At 63.8% G+C, this 18,348-nt stretch carries 26 protein-coding genes; 12 read left to right on the top strand and 14 right to left on the bottom strand.

Translation table 11 applies throughout. From position 1 onward, the window contains the following. Positions 1–7: 7 nt before the first annotated feature. From hpf to U9J33_RS01775, 5 genes are all read left to right on the top strand, one after another. Complete coding sequence (hpf, locus tag U9J33_RS01795) at positions 8–577, top strand: ribosome hibernation-promoting factor, HPF/YfiA family (RefSeq protein WP_054442065.1); 570 nt, start codon at positions 8–10, stop codon at positions 575–577. Between the two features lie 128 nt (positions 578–705). After that, on the top strand, positions 706–1,167 hold the full coding sequence (locus U9J33_RS01790; protein WP_185998343.1) for a PTS sugar transporter subunit IIA: 462 nt from the start codon (positions 706–708) through the stop codon (positions 1,165–1,167). Beyond that, positions 1,157–1,642 carry a PaaI family thioesterase gene (locus tag U9J33_RS01785; RefSeq protein ID WP_054442067.1) on the top strand — a complete coding sequence of 162 codons (486 nt, stop codon included), beginning with the start codon at positions 1,157–1,159 and terminating at the stop codon, positions 1,640–1,642. The genes U9J33_RS01790 and U9J33_RS01785 overlap by 11 nt, the downstream gene beginning before the upstream one ends. A gap of 3 nt (positions 1,643–1,645) precedes the next feature. Continuing rightward, entirely contained in the window at positions 1,646–1,978 is a 333-nt protein-coding gene (locus U9J33_RS01780; protein WP_324697462.1) for a DUF1491 family protein, read from the top strand. 243 nt (positions 1,979–2,221) lie between these two features. Next, positions 2,222–2,827 (top strand): cell wall hydrolase, encoded by a 606-nt coding sequence (locus tag U9J33_RS01775; protein ID WP_420719856.1) that lies wholly within the window; start codon positions 2,222–2,224, stop codon positions 2,825–2,827. A gap of 122 nt (positions 2,828–2,949) precedes the next feature. Here the strand turns inward: U9J33_RS01775 and xth are convergent, their stop codons facing one another. From xth to U9J33_RS01760, 3 genes are all read right to left on the bottom strand, one after another. Beyond that, positions 2,950–3,747, bottom strand: a complete 798-nt coding sequence (gene xth / locus U9J33_RS01770) for an exodeoxyribonuclease III (protein ID WP_324697459.1) — start codon at positions 3,745–3,747, stop codon at positions 2,950–2,952. After that, the gene (gene erpA / locus U9J33_RS01765; protein ID WP_185998346.1) at positions 3,723–4,055 is read right to left on the bottom strand and encodes an iron-sulfur cluster insertion protein ErpA; all 333 of its coding nucleotides are present in this window, start codon (positions 4,053–4,055) and stop codon (positions 3,723–3,725) included. The genes xth and erpA overlap by 25 nt, the downstream gene beginning before the upstream one ends. A gap of 82 nt (positions 4,056–4,137) precedes the next feature. After that, positions 4,138–4,563: a CBS domain-containing protein gene (locus U9J33_RS01760; protein ID WP_185998347.1), complete on the bottom strand. Its 426-nt coding sequence runs from the start codon at positions 4,561–4,563 to the stop codon at positions 4,138–4,140. Positions 4,564–4,746: 183 nt separating this feature from the next. Between U9J33_RS01760 and U9J33_RS01755 the strand changes: the two genes are divergently transcribed. Continuing rightward, positions 4,747–5,040 carry a hypothetical protein gene (locus tag U9J33_RS01755; RefSeq protein WP_324697456.1) on the top strand — a complete coding sequence of 98 codons (294 nt, stop codon included), beginning with the start codon at positions 4,747–4,749 and terminating at the stop codon, positions 5,038–5,040. 24 nt (positions 5,041–5,064) lie between these two features. Here U9J33_RS01755 and U9J33_RS01750 read toward each other — a convergent pair whose 3' ends face one another. The 5 genes from U9J33_RS01750 to U9J33_RS01730 form a co-directional block, all read right to left on the bottom strand. Next, positions 5,065–5,439 carry a (2Fe-2S) ferredoxin domain-containing protein gene (locus U9J33_RS01750; protein ID WP_324697454.1) on the bottom strand — a complete coding sequence of 125 codons (375 nt, stop codon included), beginning with the start codon at positions 5,437–5,439 and terminating at the stop codon, positions 5,065–5,067. Beyond that, entirely contained in the window at positions 5,436–5,867 is a 432-nt protein-coding gene (locus U9J33_RS01745) for an acyl-CoA thioesterase (protein ID WP_185998348.1), read from the bottom strand. Before U9J33_RS01745 ends, U9J33_RS01750 begins: the two co-directional genes overlap by 4 nt. Positions 5,868–5,913: 46 nt before the next feature. After that, complete coding sequence (locus U9J33_RS01740; protein WP_054442073.1) at positions 5,914–6,366, bottom strand: DUF2497 domain-containing protein; 453 nt, start codon at positions 6,364–6,366, stop codon at positions 5,914–5,916. A 72-nt stretch (positions 6,367–6,438) separates the two neighbouring features. Next, a complete protein-coding gene (locus U9J33_RS01735) occupies positions 6,439–7,893 on the bottom strand; it encodes a TolC family outer membrane protein (RefSeq protein WP_292635274.1) in 1,455 nt (484 codons plus the stop codon). A gap of 2 nt (positions 7,894–7,895) precedes the next feature. Next, positions 7,896–8,489, bottom strand: a complete 594-nt coding sequence (locus U9J33_RS01730; RefSeq protein WP_324697450.1) for a protein-L-isoaspartate O-methyltransferase — start codon at positions 8,487–8,489, stop codon at positions 7,896–7,898. Between the two features lie 286 nt (positions 8,490–8,775). On the opposite strand from U9J33_RS01730, the gene U9J33_RS01725 reads away from it, so the two are divergent. The 3 genes from U9J33_RS01725 to U9J33_RS01715 all read left to right on the top strand — a co-directional run bounded on the left by U9J33_RS01725 (position 8,776) and on the right by U9J33_RS01715 (position 12,466). Further along, complete coding sequence (locus tag U9J33_RS01725; protein ID WP_185998350.1) at positions 8,776–10,299, top strand: fumarate hydratase; 1,524 nt, start codon at positions 8,776–8,778, stop codon at positions 10,297–10,299. Positions 10,300–10,425: 126 nt separating this feature from the next. Continuing rightward, positions 10,426–11,718: a sensor histidine kinase gene (locus U9J33_RS01720; RefSeq protein ID WP_324697447.1), complete on the top strand. Its 1,293-nt coding sequence runs from the start codon at positions 10,426–10,428 to the stop codon at positions 11,716–11,718. 76 nt (positions 11,719–11,794) lie between these two features. After that, complete coding sequence (locus tag U9J33_RS01715; RefSeq protein WP_231636319.1) at positions 11,795–12,466, top strand: LytR/AlgR family response regulator transcription factor; 672 nt, start codon at positions 11,795–11,797, stop codon at positions 12,464–12,466. Positions 12,467–12,526: 60 nt separating this feature from the next. Here U9J33_RS01715 and U9J33_RS01710 read toward each other — a convergent pair whose 3' ends face one another. After that, entirely contained in the window at positions 12,527–12,856 is a 330-nt protein-coding gene (locus U9J33_RS01710; RefSeq protein WP_165913177.1) for a UrcA family protein, read from the bottom strand. 154 nt (positions 12,857–13,010) lie between these two features. On the opposite strand from U9J33_RS01710, the gene U9J33_RS01705 reads away from it, so the two are divergent. From U9J33_RS01705 to U9J33_RS01695, 3 genes are read left to right on the top strand one after another with little or no spacing between them, the layout of a single operon-like run. Further along, complete coding sequence (locus U9J33_RS01705; protein ID WP_324697444.1) at positions 13,011–13,406, top strand: hypothetical protein; 396 nt, start codon at positions 13,011–13,013, stop codon at positions 13,404–13,406. 37 nt (positions 13,407–13,443) lie between these two features. Beyond that, positions 13,444–14,313, top strand: a complete 870-nt coding sequence (locus U9J33_RS01700; RefSeq protein WP_324697442.1) for a diacylglycerol/lipid kinase family protein — start codon at positions 13,444–13,446, stop codon at positions 14,311–14,313. After that, positions 14,303–15,181: a metallophosphoesterase gene (locus U9J33_RS01695; protein WP_324697440.1), complete on the top strand. Its 879-nt coding sequence runs from the start codon at positions 14,303–14,305 to the stop codon at positions 15,179–15,181. The genes U9J33_RS01700 and U9J33_RS01695 overlap by 11 nt, the downstream gene beginning before the upstream one ends. 115 nt (positions 15,182–15,296) lie before the next feature. Here the strand turns inward: U9J33_RS01695 and U9J33_RS01690 are convergent, their stop codons facing one another. The 5 genes from U9J33_RS01690 to rplM all read right to left on the bottom strand — a co-directional run bounded on the left by U9J33_RS01690 (position 15,297) and on the right by rplM (position 18,232). Then, positions 15,297–16,010: a GIN domain-containing protein gene (locus tag U9J33_RS01690; RefSeq protein WP_185998354.1), complete on the bottom strand. Its 714-nt coding sequence runs from the start codon at positions 16,008–16,010 to the stop codon at positions 15,297–15,299. Between the two features lie 26 nt (positions 16,011–16,036). Then, positions 16,037–16,603, bottom strand: coding sequence for a DUF1700 domain-containing protein (locus tag U9J33_RS01685; protein ID WP_054442082.1), 567 nt, complete (start codon positions 16,601–16,603; stop codon positions 16,037–16,039). Beyond that, positions 16,593–16,952, bottom strand: coding sequence for a PadR family transcriptional regulator (locus U9J33_RS01680; RefSeq protein ID WP_185998355.1), 360 nt, complete (start codon positions 16,950–16,952; stop codon positions 16,593–16,595). Before U9J33_RS01680 ends, U9J33_RS01685 begins: the two co-directional genes overlap by 11 nt. Positions 16,953–17,228: 276 nt before the next feature. After that, positions 17,229–17,753: a 30S ribosomal protein S9 gene (gene rpsI, locus U9J33_RS01675; RefSeq protein WP_132468630.1), complete on the bottom strand. Its 525-nt coding sequence runs from the start codon at positions 17,751–17,753 to the stop codon at positions 17,229–17,231. After that, positions 17,753–18,232 carry a 50S ribosomal protein L13 gene (gene rplM / locus U9J33_RS01670; RefSeq protein ID WP_054442085.1) on the bottom strand — a complete coding sequence of 160 codons (480 nt, stop codon included), beginning with the start codon at positions 18,230–18,232 and terminating at the stop codon, positions 17,753–17,755. The genes rpsI and rplM overlap by 1 nt, the downstream gene beginning before the upstream one ends. Positions 18,233–18,348: the final 116 nt, after the last annotated feature.

Raw genomic sequence — 18,348 nt, 5'->3', positions numbered from 1 at the left:
ATCGCCCATGGACATCCGCGTTTCCGGCCATCAGGTCGACACCGGTGAAGCCCTGCAGATCCACACCGAGGAGCGATTGACCGCCATCATCGACAAGTATTTCAATCGCGCCTTGTCGTCGCAGGTCACTTTCGGTCGAGCACCTGCCGGATCGTTCCGCTGCGATATCATCATGCATGTGATGCAGAATCTCGTACTCAAGGGCACCGGCCTTGCGCAGGATGCCCACCTCTCCTTCGATCAGGCGGCGGAGAAGATCGACAAGCAGCTTCGTCGCTACAAGCGTCGTCTCAAGGATCGGCACGAGCAGATCGCGCACGCCGTGGCGATCGAGGAAGCGGCCTACACCATCTTCGAAGAGCCTACCGTTGAAGTCGAAGATGATTTCGACGCGGACGCACCCGTGGTGATCGCCGAAACCCGCGTGGACGTTCCCGAAGCTACCGTTTCGGATGCGGTGATGATGCTGGACTTGCGCAATACGACCGCGCTTCTGTTCAAAAACGCTGGCACCGGACGCCATAATATGGTTTACCGCCGCGGCGACGGTTCGATTGGCTGGGTCGAACCGCACTGACGCCGACCGCCACACCGATCCGGCGTCTATACTTCTTATTGAAGAAGAAGGAAGTAACCCCCGGTTTTCCGGGGGTTATGGACGTTTAAGTATTGGCAACCGATTTTGGGCCAGAATCAGAAACGCAGATGAGCAGTCTTTTTACCCTGTTGCCTGACGCAGTCGTCACTTCCAGCGCAGACAGCAAGCAAGTCATTCTCGGCGCGCTCGCCGATCTTTTCGCCGAGGTCTATCACCTCGATCGCGAAACCGTTCTTGCGCGAATCATCGAGCGTGAGGAACTGGGCAGCACCGGCTTCGGTCGTCGTGTCGCCATTCCCCATGCCCGTATTTCGGGCCTCGGCCGTCCCGTTGCCGTGGTGATGCGGCTCGGCGCGCCGGTGGAATTCGATTCCGCCGATGGTGTGCCGGTCGATCTCGTCTTCGGCCTGCTCTCGCCCGAGAATGCCGGTGCCACGCACCTTCATGCCCTCGCCGCGATCTCGCGCATGATGCGTGACGAACGCATGCACGAGGCGCTTATCGACGCACCGGGACCGGAAGCGCTCTACAGCCTGCTCAGCAACGTCATCGACCGCGATGCCGCCTGAGGAATTGGATGCCGGCGCCTCGGACGTGTCCGGCGCCGGTCTTCACTGGCGGGCGCTGGAAGGTCTCTACGCCTCGGCGCCGATCAACAGCATGTTCCGGTCACGTCTGGACGTTCCCGGAGAGGGCCTTGCCCGCATCACGTTTCACGTGGAACCGGACTGCTTCCATGCAGCCGGGGCCGCGCATGGAACGATCTACTTCAAGATGCTGGACGATGCGGCCTTCTACGCCGCCAACACCCTGGTCACGGATCGCTTCCTGCTGACAACGTCCTTCAACCTGCTGCTCAGCAAGCCCATCAAGGGCGGTACCATCGTGGCGGAGGGACGCTGGGTCAGCGGCCGTCGCCGGGTACTGGTGGCGGAATCGCGATTGATCGATGAAGAAGGCGACGAGGTTGGCCGGGGAACCGGTACCTTCATGCGCTCGCGGATCGCGCTTTCGGGGTTGCCCGGCTATTCGGGAACGGCCTGAGCGATGGACGCCCGCCTTCCCGCCCATCTCGAAGTATCGGGCCTCATTCGCAGCGTGGAGGCTGCGGGCGGCTTTGGCATGGTCCTGAGCAAGGGTGAGCGCGACGCCGGGACGATCATGCTCGTCCTGCTCGAGAATGGACGGGACGCGCGGGCTTATGAACGCATGCCGCAACTGGACGGAACCCGCGCCTGGCACTGCACGCGCCGGGAGGATCCCGCCGAAAGACTCGCATTTTCGGAGTATGTCGCACACCGCGGAGAACAGGACCCCGATCTTTGGGTCGTTGAACTGGACGTCGCGAAGCCCGAACGCTTCATCGGGCATGGTGAATAAACTGTGTTGACTTGCAGGCCATGCAAGCTAATTGCCCTTTCGCACACGCGGAAGCGGCTCGGGCAGCATTTCGGCCAGCCCGGCTAGCACGCAGACGGGGAATCGTCGGCAGGTTCGTCTGGAAGTGAACGCCTCTTGAGGCATTCGGTTCCCGCCTGCGTCGGACTGGTTCACCGCCTTTGACTAGATTTGATGCGAAGCAAAGTTCAGTGGGCTAGCGCGGTTGCGCTGGCCGCTACGGTTTTGACAACCCTATTCGGCGCGCAGGGTTCGGGCGCCGCGGCTTTGGCACCGGTTCTGGTCCAGGCTCAATCGAACCTCGACCCGATCTTCGTATCGCAGCCGGTCGTCCAGCCCCTCCCCTCCGCGGAAGGCGCCGATGCCGAAACGGCAAGCGTTGCCGACGAAGACGACACCCAGGATTCGCCCGTCGACGCCGAAACGCTTGCGCAGCTCGTTGCGCAGCAGTCGGTGCCCGGTACGCTGAGCCGCGAGATGCGCTGCCTTGCAAGCGCGATCTATTTCGAAGCGCGCGGTGAAACGCTCGAAGGCCAGCTTGCAGTTGGCCGCGTGATCATCGATCGCTCTGAGTCCGGCCGTTTTCCCGCCAGCTACTGCGGCGTGGTCTATCAGCCTTCGCAGTTCTCCTTCGTGCAGGGCAAGAAGATGCCCAAGGTTCGCGAGAAGTCCTCGGGCTGGCGTGAAGCGGTGGCAGTGGCCAAGATCGCTGTCGAGAAGAGCTGGAAGAGCCCGGTCAGCGGCGCGCTGTTCTTCCACGCGGCCCGTGTCGAGCCGAACTGGCGCCTCACCAAGCTGGCGCGCGTGGACAATCACATCTTCTATCGTTGATCGTCCGGCACGAGGCTCCAGGGCCCCGCAGGCCCTATCGCTGAAATGACGAGGGGAGCGAAACCGGTGCAACAGGCACCGCTTTCGCTCCCCTCGTCGTATCTGGCGGGCTGGCGGGAAGCTCAGTCCCTGAGCTGTACCCATACCGGCGTGTGGTCGCTGGCCTTCTCCCGGCCGCGATAGGCCTTGTCGACACCGCAGGAGACGAGGCGGTCCGCCAGTTCGGGCGAAAGCAGCGCATGGTCGATGCGGAAGCCATGGTCGCGCTGCCAGGCCCCGGCCTGATAGTCCCAGAAGGTCCAGACCCCGCCGCGCGGGTAATGGGTGGCAATGGCATCGGTCCAGCCATCGCCGAGCAGGCGGAAATAGGCATCGCGCGATTCCGGCTGCATCAGGGCATCGGCTGCCATGGCCGGCGGAGACCAGACATCCTGGTCCGTGGGAATTACGTTAAAGTCGCCGGTTACGATTGCCGGGACTTCCTCGGCCCGGATCGCGTCCATGCGGCGGCGCAGGCGCTCCATCCAGCGCAGCTTGTAGTCGAACTTGGGACCGGGCACCGGATTGCCGTTGGGAAGGTAGATGCACACCACCCTGAGGCCGAACACGTCCGCTTCCAGGTAGCGCGAATGCTCGTCCTCGGGCTCTCCCGCCAGGCCGCGCTGCACTTCGACCGGCATTTCGCCATCGGCAAGAATGGCGACGCCGTTGAAACCCTTCTGGCCGTGCCAGATGCCCTTGTAGCCGATCTTCTCGAACTCGGCGATCGGGAAGCCTTCGTCCTGGCTCTTGATCTCCTGAAGGCAGGCGACCGCGGGCCGGGTTTCCTCCAGCCATTCGAGCAGACGGGGCAGGCGCGCCTTGACGCCGTTGATGTTGAACGTGGCGATCTTCTTCATACGGAGAAGCTTGATCCGCATCCGCAGCCTGCGGCGGCATTGGGGTTTTCGACCCGGAATGCCGCGCCGCCAAGCGATTCGACGTAGTCCACCACGCAGCCGCTGACGAGATCCAGACTAACCGAATCCACCAGCAGGCGCACGCCATCGGTCTCGGCCACGGTGTCGTCGGCTTCGGGGGCTTCGGCGAGGCCGAACTTGTATTGGAACCCCGAGCAGCCGCCGCCTTCTACCGAGAGGCGAAGAATCGCCGGCTTGCCTTGCTTTTCGGCAATCGTGGCGACGCGCGAGGCCGCCGAAGGGCTGAGTGTGACGGTTTGCTGATCCATGGCCCGGATGTAGGCCTCCCCGCCCTGCCCGGCAAGGTTCGCGGTACGCCGCGTGAAGGAATCCGGCCTGGCCCGTCAGGGGCTATGCCATCTGGATATAGTCGCGCATGGCCGCGGCTTCGGATTCCACCTTGTCTATCCTGTACTTCACGATGTCGCCGATCGAAACGAAGCCGACCATGCGATCGCCTTCCATCACCGGCAGATGGCGGATGCGGCGCCGGGTCATGAGGGCGAGAGCGGCGAGAGCCGAGCCGGAAGGTTCCACGGTCAAGGGCGGCGTGGTCATGACATCGCCGACCGTCATTTCCAGCATGCGCGGTCCGAATTCCCGCAGGCGGTAGATCACGTCGCGTTCGGAAAAGATGCCGACGAGCTTCTCGCCGTCGAGAATCGGTAGCGCACCTATCCGGCGATCGGCGAGTATTCCCGCCGCCTCACTGACGGTGCATGTCACTTGGCAGGTTAGAACGGTTTCACGGCCTTCGATGATATGCCCGATCGTCATCGTCGCAATCTCCCTTCGTGAATCTGGCCCCTGTTAAGGCGTGAAGCCTCGTTCGGACGAGGTCTTCGCAGGCAGAATAACACAGGCCTTGGCGCTCTGCCACTTCGGCCATGCCCGGGCGGATTCCCGAAAGGGTGCAGACAGGCTCTTGCCCGGTGCGGCCGGAAGCCTCACATGGAGCCGATGATACCCCGCTCGCCTCTCGATGACCCGGAAAAGGCCGCTCATGCCTGGGCGCGCTATCTTCGCATCATGCGCTACATGATGACCGTCACGCTGGCCCTCGTGATCGCCTCGGTCGTCCTGCTCTATCGTTCGAACGGGATGGTTTCGGTCCACTTCTACATCGCCGCCGCGCTCGGCATCGGATTCACGATGCTGCTCGCCTCCGCCTTGATGGGACTGGTTTTCCTGTCGAGCGGGACCGGCCACGACGAGTCTGTCGTTGATCCGCTGGAAGACGATCACACGCCCTGACGGAAAGGGTCAGTCTGCAGGTAGTCAGTCCTGCGGGGGGTGCAGACGGTAGTCTTCCACCGGCCGGCCGCCGATCAGATGCTCCTGTATGATCCGCTCCAGCACCTCTTCCGTGCAGGAGTGATACCAGACTCCGTCGGGCCAGACGACCGACACCGGCCCGGCGAAGCAGATGCGCAGGCAGTCCGCCTTGGTGCGTGCCACCCCTCCCCGCCCGTCGAGACCGAGTTGCTTGAGCCGCTTCTTGAGGTATTTCCAGGCCGCCGCGCCTTTTTCCGGCGAACAGCATTCGCCTTTCTGGGGTTCGGCGCAGATGAAGATGTGGCGCTGGATATCGTTACCGCCCGCCTTGGCGAGGGCTTCGGATGCCTTGGCGATGTCCTCGGCGGAAGTACTCACGCCCGGAACATCCACGGTCCGGCATTTTCCAGATATCCGTCCGTAAGCGGAGCCGGACCTTCCAGGCCGACCATCACGATCACCGTGCGGGCGAAGACGACGGGGCTATCCCCCTGCATCACCACTTGCACGACCTGCTGGCTGGTGCGGCCAAGCTTTTCGATCGCACCGTGGACGGTCACGGCATCGGGATAGTGAGTCTCGCCCAGATAATCGATCGAGATGCTGGCCACCATCGTAGAGAGGCCCGCGAGGTGCTTGTGACCGCCCGCCTCCCGGAAGAACCGCACGCGCGCATCCTCCAGCATGCCGGCCATGGCCACATTGTTGATGTGCATGTTGAGATCGAGGTCGCCGAAGCGCGGTTCGATCCGACAGGAGAATGGGTAACGCGCGGGATCGAGCAGCGCGGGATCGGGTTTTGCCATGGAGCGGAAGGTAGGAAGCCGCGGGCCGATGGTCCAGCCCGAACGCTCAGCCCTTCTTGCCGACGATCCGCGCGATTTCGGCGGCGACGAGGCGTTCGACCATCGGCGGCAGGTTCTTGTCCAACCATTCGGCCAATGCCGGGCGCAGCAGTTCGCGCGTGAGCGATTCCAGCGAAGTCTCTCCCGAACGGACGATCTGCGGGGGTACGCCCGGTTCGGACAGCATGGCAAGCGCGGCCAGCGATTCCCGCATGGAGTTGCGGGCCTGGTCCGGCAGCAGGCCGGGTTCATCCTCGATGCCGGGGGCATCTGCCGCGAGCTGCGCGGTTTCGCCCAGTTCCAGCACATCGTCATCCTCGTCATCGATCATGACGGCAGTGACGCCTTCGTTCGAACGGCGCTGCCGTTCGACTTTGGCGGCCGTGCGATTGTCGCGCGCGATCACCTGCTTGATCGACTGGAGAATCTCCTCGACCGAAGGTTCACCGCTCTGACGCATGACTCTAGCCCCTGTTGATCGCGCGCCCATCGGACGCGGCGAAATCCCGCCTCGATTCGAGGCGGGACATCACTATTCCTGAATGTTCCCATCCTGCACCGGCGTGTCAACGGTGCGGGTGGACTTTGCGACGGGTGCCGGATCGTTGCTCCAATCCAGGAACTTGCCCTTCACCCGGTCATAGTTGAGCTGCGGATCGTAGAGAATCCCGCCATCGAGATTGAGATCGCGGGCCTCGGCCTTGCCCATGGCGGCCAGCAGCGTGAAGCCGGCGACATAGGCATTGCGCCGCGCGGTCACGAGCGTGACCTGTGCGTTCAGGAGCTCCTGCTCGGCATTGAGAATGTCGAGAATCGTACGGTTGCCCACCGAGTTCTCGGCCCGAACGCCCTCGAGGCTGAGCGCGGCCGCATCCACTGCCACTTGCGAGGATCGGATCAGGTCGTTCGACGCGTTCCACGAGGTATAGGCCGAACGGACTTGCGCGATGACGTCACGCTCGGTGGCGATCTCCTGTTCCAGCGTCGCCGAGGCGGTTGCCTGGGCCTGGCGGCGCTGGGCGGCGGGAAGGCCGCCCTGGAAGATCGGGATCGACAGCTGCGCCCCGGCCTGCGCGGATGAATCGCTCTGCGAAATGTTCGCGTTCACAGCGCCGCGCGCCAGCGTGTTGAAGTAATTGTTGTAGGTGCCCTGGCCAAACAGTCGCAAGGTGGGCAGGCGGCTGGCCCCGGCGACGTCAATATCCTTGTCCGCCGCCTTGGTGCGCTCGCGCGCGCCGATCAGGTCGGGGTTGGAATCGAGTGCGATCGCGGCGGCATCGTCGGCCGTGGTGGGCAGGTTGGGCAGCGGCGGCGGGGCTTCCAGCGTTTCGGGTGCCCTGCCGACGAAGCGGATATAAGTCTCCCGCGCGGCGGCGAGGTTCGCTTCGGCGGTGAGCAAGTCGCTCTGGGCGACGGCCAGGCGTGATTGCGACTGGGCAACGTCGGTGCGGGTGAGATCGCCGATCTGGAAACGATCGCTGGTGGCCTGGAGGTTGGTTTCCAGCACGCTGACGTTCTTGCGGTTGAGACCGACGATCGCCTCGGTGCGGATCACGTCCATGTAGGCGGCGACCACTTGCGAGAAGATCGAGGCTTCCGTCGCGCGCAAGTCCGCCTGTCCGGCCTCGACGCGGATCTTCGCGGCCTTGATGCGGTTCTTCACCGCGCCGCCCGAATAGATCGGCACGCCAAGCTGCCCATCCGCGGTGAATATCTTCGACGGCGCAGTCAGCGAATTTTCGCTCTGCTTCACGTTCCTGACGAACGTTTCCGTCGTGCTGACGCTGGGCAGGCCTGCTGCCCGTGCGATCGGCACGCCCTCGTCGGTCGCGCGCTGCTGGGCGCGCGCCGATTCAAGCGTGGGGTTTGTCTGGTATGCGGCAATGAGCGCGTCGCGCAGGGTGTCGGCCAGCGCAGGCGCGCCCGGCATCGCCAGTATCAGACATCCCCCCACGAGCAGCCCGGCGCGCCTTGCGAACCGGGCCACGTTCAGAAGCTCCAGGGTTTGGGAGCGGCAAACTCCGGCAGGGCCGGGATACCCATTTCGATCAGCGGCAGGAGCGAGACGGCTCCCGCGGTCTTGAGACCGGTGGCGAGGCGAGCGACGCCGCGCACGATGATCCCGGTGACCACGCGGCCGCCTTCGGCAAGCTGGGCCACAACGGCCGCAGGCAGTTCCTCGACGGCACCGTCGATCACCACGAGCGAATAGCCGCCCTCACCCGCCAGACCGGCGACCTCGGCGGGATCGACGACTTCGAGCGAGCCGACCAGCGGGCGCAGCAAAGCGGCGAGATAGCCGTTCACTTCGCCCACCAGCAGGACTTTGTCCTCCTTGGTCGGAGCGGCTTCGGCCAGCATCTTGCCGTGCACGAGCGGCGCGGCCAGGAAGCGGCCGTTCCCGAGCGGGATCGCACGGTCGATATAGGCGGCATCGCGCATGGTGGCGGGAACGAAGTCCTCGCGGGCGATACCGGCCATTGCGTTCAGCACCCAATGTTCGTTGACGCCGCTGGTACGCAGCTGGCTGACGATCATCGCGTGACGTGCTTCGGTGGCGGACCGATCCTCGGTCAGGGTCATTGCGGCCTATTCCTCATGCTGTCGCGGGAAAGGACGGCAGACGCCTGTACCCCCGCAAATACGGACTTTATGCCCGGCCTTCTAGGCGAAGCGGCGATTGAGGCCAAGCGGTTTGAAATACCTTGGTCGATCAATCGTGACGCTTTGACGATACCGTTCCCCGAGACGCAACCACTGGCGCGTGGAACACAAGAATCGACGCGTGAAATGCGCTTTTGCGCAAAATCCAATCCGGGTCTAAGGAGCCGGCAAAATCACGCGATCCGAAAAACGGGAGCATTTTTCCATGACGCAGATGGTGACGATCCGCGAAGACGACCTGATCGACAGTGTCGCCGACGCCCTCCAGTATATCAGCTACTTCCACCCGATGGACTATATCCGCGCGCTGGGCGATGCCTACGAGGCGGAGCAGGGCCCGGCGGCCAAGGACGCCATCGCGCAGATTCTGACCAACAGCCGCATGTGCGCGGAAGGGCATCGCCCGATCTGCCAGGACACCGGAATCGTCAACGTCTTCATCGAATGGGGCCAGAACTGCCGCCTCGAATCCGAGAAGTCGCTGCAGGAAGTGGTCGATGAAGGCGTCCGCCGCGCCTACAACAATGCCGAGAACAAGCTGCGCGCCTCGGTGCTGGCGGACCCCGCCTTCACCCGCCGCAACACCAAGGACAATACGCCTTCGGTGCTCTCGGTCAGCATGGTCCCCGGATCGAAGGTCTCGGTGGACGTCGCGGCCAAGGGCGGTGGCAGCGAGAACAAGTCGAAGTTCAAGATGATGAATCCCAGCGATTCCATTGTCGACTGGGTGATCGAGATGCTGCCCCAGATGGGCGCCGGCTGGTGCCCGCCGGGCATGCTGGGCATCGGCATCGGCGGCACCGCCGAACACTGCGTCAAGCTTGCCAAGCAGAGCCTGATGGAGCCGATCGACATGGCCCAACTCAAGCAGCGCGGCCCCCGGAACGATATCGAGGCGCTGCGCATCGAGATCTTCGACAAGGTGAACGCCCTTGGCATCGGCGCGCAGGGCCTTGGCGGCCTGGCCACCATCCTTGACGTCAAGATCATGGACTGGCCGTGCCATGCCGCCGGCAAGCCTGTCGCCATGATCCCGAACTGCGCCGCCACCCGCCACGCGCACTTCACGCTGGACGGTTCGGGCCCGACCTTCCTCGAAACGCCCAACCTCGATGAATGGCCGCAGGTGGAATGGGCCCCCGATGCCGGCGCCAAGCGCGTCGACCTCGACACCCTCACCCCCGAGATCGTCCAGAGCTGGAAGCAGGGCGACCGCCTGCTGCTCAACGGCAAGATGCTCACCGGCCGCGATGCCGCGCACAAGCGCATCGCCGACATGCTCGCCAAGGGTGAAGAGCTGCCGGTCGATTTCAAGGGCCGCGTGATCTACTACGTCGGCCCCGTCGATCCGGTGCGCGAGGAAGTCGTCGGCCCCGCCGGCCCGACCACCGCCACCCGCATGGACAAGTTCTCGGACACCATGCTCGACCTTGGTCTGCTGGCCAGCATCGGCAAGTCGGAACGCGGCCCTGCCGCTACCGAGTCCATCGCCAAGCACAAGTCGGCCTATCTGATGGCCGTTGGCGGCGCCGCCTACCTCGTCGCCCGCGCGATCAAGGAAGCCAAGGTCGTCGGCTTTGCGGACCTTGGCATGGAGGCGATCTACGAATTCACCGTCAAGGACATGCCGGTGACCGTGGCGGTCGATTCCGAAGGCAAGAACGTCCACCAGCTCGCCCCGCTGGTGTGGAAGGAAAAGATCGCCAGGGAGCATCTGCTTCCGGCGTAAGTTCAGGTCGATCCGGCGGAGCGCTTCGCCGGATCGACCCTTCCGGTCGGGCCGGTTCGACGAACGTCGGTTCCGCTTCGATCAGGGAGCTGGCGCGGACGGGATATTTCGCGCTATCCCTCCGGGATGACGACTGTCGCCAATCAGCCGCGCGTGCCAGCGCGGCTCGTCCTGCTATCGCTTGCCGCCCTCTGGGCCTGTTTCTTCCTCGTCGCCACCCTGCGGGGGGCGGTGGTCGGATACGAACTGGTCTGGCCGATCATCTCCCGGCGCCTGACGATCTGTATCCTCTCCATGCTGCTCATGGCGGCGGTCTGGCCGCTGCTGCAATTGCTGGACCGCAAGTCGGCGGGGATGCGACTGGTCGTGGTGCTGGTGGGGGCTTTGCCGCTGTCGCTGGCGCTGACGCTCATCAACGATGCGATCTTCTCCGACATCGTGACGACCCAGGCTTACGGCAACGAGGAAGAAGCCGCGGCCGTGGCTGCGGGCAAGGTGCGGATCAGCCGCGACGAAGCCGGGAACATCCTTGTCGACCTGCCCAAGTCGGTCATGCCGGACGGCAGCGCGAGCGAGGCAGCGCCTTCGGACGATCCAAGCGGAAACGCCTCGGCGACCACGGACACGCAGACGTCCGATTCCGCGATCACCATTCACACCAACAAGGTGTTCGGGGAAAGCTATGCGCACTGGGCGGCTTTCGCGGATATCACGTTCGGTCGCTATTTCCTGGTCCTCGCCTGGGCGGCGCTCTATTTCGCGCTCGTGAAGGCGGAGGAGGCCCGCGCCGCCGAATGGCGCGAGGGCGAATATCGCCGCGCCGCCGCCGCCGCGGAGCTGCGGTCGCTGCGCTACCAGGTGAACCCGCACTTCCTGTTCAACACGCTCAACTCGCTTTCCGCGCTGGTCATGATCGGCCGGCAGGACGATGCCGAGAAGATGATCCAGAACCTTTCGACGTTCTACCGCCGAACCTTGTCCGACGATCCGACCAACGACCTCGCGCTGATCGACGAGATCGAGATGCAGAAGCTCTATTTCGAAATAGAAGCCGTGCGCTTCCCGAATCGCCTGGTCACGACGATTGATGTTGACGATGCCGTTCTCGGTGCGATGGTGCCGGGCATGATCCTCCAGCCGATTGTAGAGAACTCGGTGAAGTACGCCGTCGCTGCTACCCAGCGGCCGGTGACGATCGCCATTCATGCAAGGCGGGATGGCGACATGCTGGCAATCGCCGTCAGTGATGACGGTCCGGGCTGCCCGGACAACAGCGGCGGTTTCGGGATCGGCCTCGGCAATGTGCGGGACCGCCTGCGCGCCCGTTATGGCGAGGCTGCCACCATCGAATCCGGCAAGCGCCCAGAGGGCGGCTTCGCCACGACGCTACGCTTGCCCCTGGAGCGCGGTTTTGCCTGAAAACAGTCCTGAAGTTTCAAGCGCCGCGCCGCTGCGCGCGCTGATCGTCGACGATGAACCGCTCGCGGTTGAGCGCATGCAGGTCATCTGCTCCCGGATAGAGGGGGTGTCGGTGATCGGCACGGCGAGCGACGGTCAGGCGGCGCTACGCCTGATCGAGGCACTGACGCCCGATCTCGTCCTGCTGGACCTGACCATGCCAGAGACTGACGGCCTTACCGTCGCGCGTCGGCTTTCCGGCAAGCAAGATGCGCCGGCGGTGATCTTCGTCACCGCGCATGACGAATTCGCGGTGGAGGCGTTCGATCTCGACGCGATCGACTATGTGCTGAAGCCGGTCGCGCCCGATCGGCTGGAGCGCGCCGTCGGGCGCGTCATGTCCAGGCGCGGAACGCAGCGGACCGAGCCGGCCAGCCAGTGGCTCGATGAATTCTGGGTGCCGCATCGCTCGGAACTCGTGCGTGTTCCGGCCGCCGACGTCGAGCGGATCGACGCCGAGCGCGACTACGTGCGCCTTCATGTGCGCGGACAGAGCTACCTGCTGCTCCAGACCATCACCAGCCTTGAGGAGCGGCTCGATCCGGAACACTTCATCCGCATCCATCGCAGCTGCATCCTGCGCCGCGATCATGTGACCGGGCTGCGCCACGAGGGTCTCGGCGTCTGGTCGGTCGAAACGGCGGGCGGCGATGCCCTGCGGATCGGCCGAACCTATTTACCGACCGTCAAAAAGATGGCGGGCCGCTAGGGCCCGCCAGGTAGCATCCAGATTATTTTTTAGGGACTTCGTGACGCCCTTCGCGCGGTCTTACTGACTGATCGCGAAGTGCTGGGCGGAATTCGATCTGGTGACGGCGCTGGCGACCTGTTCACGCACATTGGCGCGGGCCTGGACGTAGCACTCGGTCGCTTCGGCGCTGCGGATGCGCGTCCCGGTGGCGGTGCGGTTGTAGTCGCAGACTTCGCGAGCGGCGATCTCGATGCGGTGGTCCAGCTTGCGCTGACCTTCCGGGCTGGAGAGATTCAGGTCGCTGTAGTAGACCTTGGTGGTCTTGGCAGCAGCGGGAGTTGCGGTGGCGGCAGCTGCACCCAGAGCCAGGCCAATTGCAGCGGCGGCGATCATGTTGGTCTTGAACATCGTCTCTTCCTCCAAAGGTGAGCCGTATGTTGCGGTTGATCGCTTCCGGCTCTGTGAGTTCCTTGTGCCGCCGAATCGGCACGGCATCGCGCGAGGGTCGACTGCTGGCTGTCCAACTTCGACGAAGGGGCGGATCGGGGGATGAACGACGTCCGTGGCCGACGAACGACTTGCCGCTGATTGCCATTCGGCAAACGACAACTGCGAATCACGCAGCCGATTAGATGACTATTCTGGAGCACTGGTCGCAGCAGTGCTTTCGATGTACGATTTGTATGTACTTATGGGACTGGCCGTCGTCTTCCTTCTTGGAATTTTCAACTTCGCCGCTCACAAGGCGGTGCTCGAAAGCGGGCACCCGATGCTTTCTCAGATCCCGTGGTTTTTCCGGCCGCTCGGCGGGCGATTGAGCCTGCTGGTGGAATTCGCGATGCTGCTCGGCGCGATGGTCATGGTGGCGGCGGGATCGTCGGGCTGGGCGTGGATCTACCTGCTCTATAGCGGGCTCAACGGTCTTTCTGCCTGGCTAGTCGCCAACCGCCGACTTTAGGCGGGAACCCGTTTCGGCGGCGCCGGTTTCTGGCGACATGGCAAACAGAGATATTCCCGAACCCCGCAAGACCTGGCTGGTGTGCAATGCGGCCAGCGGCAGCAATGACGACGCCTCGGTCGCCGAACTGAAAGAGGCATTGGAGCAGGCCGGTTTTCACGTGGAACGCACGATCCGGTTTCCCGACGAGGATGCCCCGGCCCCTGAAGCGCTAGATGAAGCGGGAGTGACCCTGCTGGTCACTTTCGGCGGGGACGGAACCACCCATTCGGTGGTGGCGCGGGCCGAGGGCTGGAACGGACCGGTGCTCGTGCTGCCGGGAGGAACCATGAATCTCCTGGCGAAGCGCATGCATGGCGATGTTCCGGTGGCGGATATCGTCGGCCGCCTCGAAGGCGCGGATTTGCGTACCCGGCGGCCGACCGTGATCCGCAGCCGTCACGGCATCGGGCTGACGGGGGTGCTGGCCGGGCCCGGCACCGTGTGGAACGAAGTGCGCGAAGCCATGCGCGCGGTGAACATCCTCGAATTCGTGGCGACGACGCGAGAGGCGATCTCGCAATCGGCCAATGGCCCGAGAGTGTTCTGTGCCCAGGCCGATTGTGGGCGCGAGGACGGCTACGCCGCGATCACCGTCAATCCACGCGACGACGGTCTCGAAGCGAACGGATTCTATGCCGAATCGCTGGCCGACTATGCCGGACAGGGAATCGCTCTCCTCAACCGCAATTTCCGCGACGGTCCGCACGATCCGCTCGGAAAGCACGAACGGCTGAAGCTGGTCTGCCCCGAGGGCGAGCCGATGGGGCTGCTGATCGACGGCGAACCTTTCGATGGCGGCACGGAGGAGGAGTTTTACCTCGCGACTTGCGAAGTCGATCTGGTAACGACGCTCGATGCTTCCTGACGATTCACCCCGCGATCCGATCCGCCTCTTCCACCTGAGCGACATTCACTTCGGCCTGGAGGACCAGCGGGCCATAAATTGGGCTAAAGCTTGCATCGCGCGCGAAAATCCGCATGCCGTCGCGATTACCGGCGACCTGACGATGCGCGCGCGCCATCCCGAATTCGAGGCGGCCACGAACTGGATCAAGGGACTGAACGTGCCGGTCACGGTGGAAGTCGGCAATCACGATCTGCCCTATTTCAATCTCTTCGAACGGTTCTTCACGCCTTACAAGCGGTTCCACGCGATTGAGCGGATGGTCGAGGCGCAGCTCGATCTGCCGAATCTGGCGATCGTTCCGCTCAAGACGACGACGCGGGCGCAATGGCAGCGCTTCCCCTGGTCGAACGGCTGCGTCACCGAAAAGGCGCTGGCCGAAACGGTGGCCGCGATCGACGCTCTTCCCGCCGGAACCCGCGTATTGGTGGCGGCGCATCATCCGCTGCCGGAACGGCGCGCCGATGGGAAGCTGCTGACGATCAACGGAACGCATGCGATGGAAGTGCTTGCGGGGCGCAAGGTCATGGCGATCCTGTCCGGCCACATCCATGACGCCTTCGACCTGACCGCAGAGACTCCGGCAGGCCCACTGCGCATGATCGGGGCGGGAACGCTGTCGAAGCGCATCCGCTCGACCCCGCCCAGCTTCAACGAAATCACCGTCGACGGGAACGAGATTCGCGTGGTTGCCCGCAACCTTGAGCAAGTGCCCACCCCGGCGATGCAGATCGACGAAGTGCCTGAGAACGCCCTGCCCCCGCGCACTCCGGGTGAGCCGGTGGCGCCGGTCGGTGCCGTTCCGCCCGTCGATCCGCCGGTCCACTGATTCAGGTCGAGACAGCCGGAAACGAGAAATGGCCGCACCGTCGAAACGGTGCGGCCATTTTTTCGTTCAGCCGTCGCGAAAGGGTTCGCGGCGGTCTGGTTCCTGTAGGGAATTCCTACTTGTAGTCGTGATCGACGTTGCCGATGCCGTTGATCCGGGTCTTGAGATTAACCGGCTTGCGAACGAGGCTGACGTTGCCGATGCCGTTGATCTCGACGTCGACATTGCCGGTTGCGCCGATCGTCACGTTTCCGGCGCCGTTCACGCGGATGGTGGCGTCCCTGGCTTCGACCTTGCCGAAATCGAGGTTGCCGGCGCCGTCCGTGGTGACGGCGAGCTTGCCGACCTTGCCCGAAGCTTCGAGGCTGAGTGCGCCATTGCCGTTCAGGATCAGGCTGTCCTGATCGAGGCCGGTAAGCGTGACGTCACCCGGCGCGTCGAAATCGAGGCCTTCGATCTCGGGTGCCGTGATCTCCACGCGGAGGCTCTTGCGGCCATGCCAGCTGCCCTTGACGCCCAGGCGGCCATTTTCCCATGTCAGGCGGTCGACCAGCTTCTGGGGGCCGCTGACGACCATTCCGGCCTTGTCGCCGCGCGTGAAGACGAGCTGCACGGGAACGTCCATGGTCAGGCGTGCGCCGGGCTCGATCTGGAAGTTGCGGGTGATGCGGGGGCTTTCGTCGTCGTCATCATCGCTGAAGGACCAGTTCACGTCGCCCTTGTTGATGTCTTCGCGGAGCTTTTCGCCGCCGACGAGCCATGCCGCGCTGAATGCGACGATCGTAAGGATCAGGCCGCTGGCGAATACGATGAGCAGTTTCCTGAACATCACTGGGTTCCTTTCGTTCGAACTTTTCAGTTTTCGGGATGGATGGCGGGTTCGATCACGCGATAATGCAGGCGGCCGAACCACATGAGGGCATTGATGATCCAGATGCTGACCAGTGTCAGCAGCGCGGCCATCGCCACGGCGGCGCTCATGGTTCCGAGCCCTGCGAGGATCGCGACCAGGATGCCGCCGGGGAACCCGCTGAACGGCCCGGCGATCAGGATGAAGCCACCAGCGATGAAGATCGCGATGGCGGCCACGAACAGCCCGAACATCACGCCCAGCACGGGCAGGACGATCGGCAGCAGGATCAGGATGTCGATCGTGGCAAGGCCCATGAAGGCAAGGATCGCCCCCCAGGCCGAGGACGGCGAGCGGCCGCTTTCCCAGTTCCGGAAGCCGGCCTCGAAGCGCAGTTCGCGGGCGAGGCGCGCCGGATTGCCAAGAGCCTCGGCGACTTCCTCCTCGCTGCGGCCTTCGGCGACGCCGGCTTCGAAGTGGGCTTCGTAGTCGGCCACGATCTCGGCGATGTCGTCCTGCGGCATGCCCTTGAGGCCGGCCTTCAGGCGCTTGATGAACTCGTTACGCTTCATGGCTCGGTCCTCCTGCTTCCTGGGCCGGTGCGATGTCCTGGATCAGTCCATCGACGGCGGCGGTGAAGCCGCGCCATTCCTCGACCTGATCGGCAAGGCGGCTGCGGCCGGTATCGGTGATGCGGTAGTACTTGCGCGGCGGACCCGAGGGCGATTCCTCAAGGTAGGTCGCGACGAGGCCGTCCGACTGCATGCGGCGCATGAGCGGGTAGATCGTGCCTTCCCCCATGTCGACCGCGTCAGCCATGCGGCTGGCGATCTCGTAGGCGTAACTGTCGCCCCGGGAAAGCAGGGCGAGCACGCACAGGCCGAGCACTCCCTTCTTCAACTGGATTTCGATTTCGGACATCGAATCATCTCCTGCGGATGACCAGTGTATATCGCAAGCTATTGTGTAACGCAAGGTACCTTGTTGTAGTTGATATAACGCAGGGCAAGGTACCTATCCAATGACAGGTACCTTGCTATCTGCTGACGGTTTGGAGAAGTCCGGCAGCCGCGATTTCGGGCGCCGGGAAGCACCCGGCCGAGATGCCTCCTGGCAAACTGGCCGCCTGCCGAAGGCAACAAAAAAGGGCCGCGGTTTCCCGCGACCCTTTTTCGTAAGACGAAGCTCTCGAGAAGCTTAGCGCTTCGAGAACTGGAAGCTACGACGTGCCTTGGCACGGCCGTACTTCTTACGCTCGACGACGCGCGGGTCGCGGGTAAGGAAGCCGGCAGCCTTGACGGACGCGCGCAGGGCGGGCTCGTACTTGGAGAGAGCCTGGGCGATACCGTGCTTCACGGCGCCGGCCTGACCCGAGAGACCGCCGCCCTTGACGGTGGCGATCACGTCGTATGCGCCGTCGCGGCCAGCAACCTGGAAGGGCTGGTTGATGACGAGACGCAGGGTCGGACGTGCAAAGTACACTTCCTGGTCGCGGCCGTTGATGATGACCTTGCCGGTGCCGGGCTTCACCCACACGCGGGCCACGGCGTCCTTGCGGCGGCCGGTGGCGTAGGCGCGGCCGTATGCGTCGAGCTGCTGCTCGCGCAGGGGAGCGTTCGACACGACGGGCGTGAAGGTCTCTTCCGACGTTTCAACGGCGGTTGCGACTTCGCCGAGGTCCTTGAGGTCGGACAGGCTCTGAACGGTTTCGGTATCGGACATTACGCGCCCACCTTGTTCTTGCGGTTCATGGAAGCGACGTCGAGCGCTTCGGGCTGGGTACCACCGTGCGGGTGCTCGGTGCCTGCGTAGAGGTGCAGGGCGCGCATCTGGTCGCGGCCGAGCGGACCACGGGGGATCATGCGCTCAACGGCCTTTTCCAGGACACGCTCGGGGAAACGACCGGCGAGAACCTTGTCCGCGGTCACTTCCTTGATGCCGCCGGCATAGCCGGTGTGCTTGTAATAGGTCTTGTCGCCCAGCTTCTTGCCGGTGAACTTCACCTTCTCGGCGTTGATCACGACGACGTGGTCGCCGCAATCGACGTGCGGGGTGAAGCTCGGCTTGTGCTTGCCGCGCAGGAGGTCGGCGATGACGACCGCGAGACGGCCAACCACCAGACCCTCGGCATCGATCAGATGCCACTTCTTTTCCACCTCGGCCGGCTTGATCGACCGGGTGACCTTCGTAAGCGCCTTCATGGCTGGTCTATCCCTAATGTTCAGTTCGCGAGGCCGAATCTTTCGCTTTCACGAATCTCGGGCACCGCGGGAAGGCGGCCAAATCGTCGAAAAGGGCGCGCAAGTCAAGCAGAGCG

Origin of the sequence: Novosphingobium sp. RL4, from assembly GCF_035658495.1 — a bacterium.
Taxonomy (GTDB): Bacteria; Pseudomonadota; Alphaproteobacteria; order Sphingomonadales; family Sphingomonadaceae; genus Novosphingobium.
Note: the sequence above shows the minus strand (reverse complement) of the source record. Positions and strands in the feature narration are given on the sequence as shown.

Excerpts from the sequence above, each read along its gene's own strand:
- hpf (WP_054442065.1), top strand. The coding sequence starts at position 8 with ATGGACATCCGCGTTTCCGGCCATCAGGTCGACACCGGTGAAGCCCTG.
- U9J33_RS01790 (WP_185998343.1), top strand. The coding sequence starts at position 706 with ATGAGCAGTCTTTTTACCCTGTTGCCTGACGCAGTCGTCACTTCCAGC.
- U9J33_RS01785 (WP_054442067.1), top strand. The coding sequence starts at position 1,157 with ATGCCGCCTGAGGAATTGGATGCCGGCGCCTCGGACGTGTCCGGCGCC.
- U9J33_RS01780 (WP_324697462.1), top strand. The coding sequence starts at position 1,646 with ATGGACGCCCGCCTTCCCGCCCATCTCGAAGTATCGGGCCTCATTCGC.
- xth (WP_324697459.1), bottom strand. The coding sequence starts at position 3,747 with ATGCGGATCAAGCTTCTCCGTATGAAGAAGATCGCCACGTTCAACATC.
- erpA (WP_185998346.1), bottom strand. The coding sequence starts at position 4,055 with ATGGATCAGCAAACCGTCACACTCAGCCCTTCGGCGGCCTCGCGCGTC.
- U9J33_RS01760 (WP_185998347.1), bottom strand. The coding sequence starts at position 4,563 with ATGACGATCGGGCATATCATCGAAGGCCGTGAAACCGTTCTAACCTGC.
- U9J33_RS01755 (WP_324697456.1), top strand. The coding sequence starts at position 4,747 with ATGATACCCCGCTCGCCTCTCGATGACCCGGAAAAGGCCGCTCATGCC.
- U9J33_RS01745 (WP_185998348.1), bottom strand. The coding sequence starts at position 5,867 with ATGGCAAAACCCGATCCCGCGCTGCTCGATCCCGCGCGTTACCCATTC.
- U9J33_RS01740 (WP_054442073.1), bottom strand. The coding sequence starts at position 6,366 with ATGCGTCAGAGCGGTGAACCTTCGGTCGAGGAGATTCTCCAGTCGATC.
- U9J33_RS01730 (WP_324697450.1), bottom strand. The coding sequence starts at position 8,489 with ATGACCCTGACCGAGGATCGGTCCGCCACCGAAGCACGTCACGCGATG.
- U9J33_RS01725 (WP_185998350.1), top strand. The coding sequence starts at position 8,776 with ATGACGCAGATGGTGACGATCCGCGAAGACGACCTGATCGACAGTGTC.
- U9J33_RS01720 (WP_324697447.1), top strand. The coding sequence starts at position 10,426 with ATGACGACTGTCGCCAATCAGCCGCGCGTGCCAGCGCGGCTCGTCCTG.
- U9J33_RS01715 (WP_231636319.1), top strand. The coding sequence starts at position 11,795 with ATGCAGGTCATCTGCTCCCGGATAGAGGGGGTGTCGGTGATCGGCACG.
- U9J33_RS01710 (WP_165913177.1), bottom strand. The coding sequence starts at position 12,856 with ATGTTCAAGACCAACATGATCGCCGCCGCTGCAATTGGCCTGGCTCTG.
- U9J33_RS01700 (WP_324697442.1), top strand. The coding sequence starts at position 13,444 with ATGGCAAACAGAGATATTCCCGAACCCCGCAAGACCTGGCTGGTGTGC.
- U9J33_RS01695 (WP_324697440.1), top strand. The coding sequence starts at position 14,303 with ATGCTTCCTGACGATTCACCCCGCGATCCGATCCGCCTCTTCCACCTG.
- U9J33_RS01690 (WP_185998354.1), bottom strand. The coding sequence starts at position 16,010 with ATGTTCAGGAAACTGCTCATCGTATTCGCCAGCGGCCTGATCCTTACG.
- U9J33_RS01685 (WP_054442082.1), bottom strand. The coding sequence starts at position 16,603 with ATGAAGCGTAACGAGTTCATCAAGCGCCTGAAGGCCGGCCTCAAGGGC.
- U9J33_RS01680 (WP_185998355.1), bottom strand. The coding sequence starts at position 16,952 with ATGTCCGAAATCGAAATCCAGTTGAAGAAGGGAGTGCTCGGCCTGTGC.
- rpsI (WP_132468630.1), bottom strand. The coding sequence starts at position 17,753 with ATGTCCGATACCGAAACCGTTCAGAGCCTGTCCGACCTCAAGGACCTC.
- rplM (WP_054442085.1), bottom strand. The coding sequence starts at position 18,232 with ATGAAGGCGCTTACGAAGGTCACCCGGTCGATCAAGCCGGCCGAGGTG.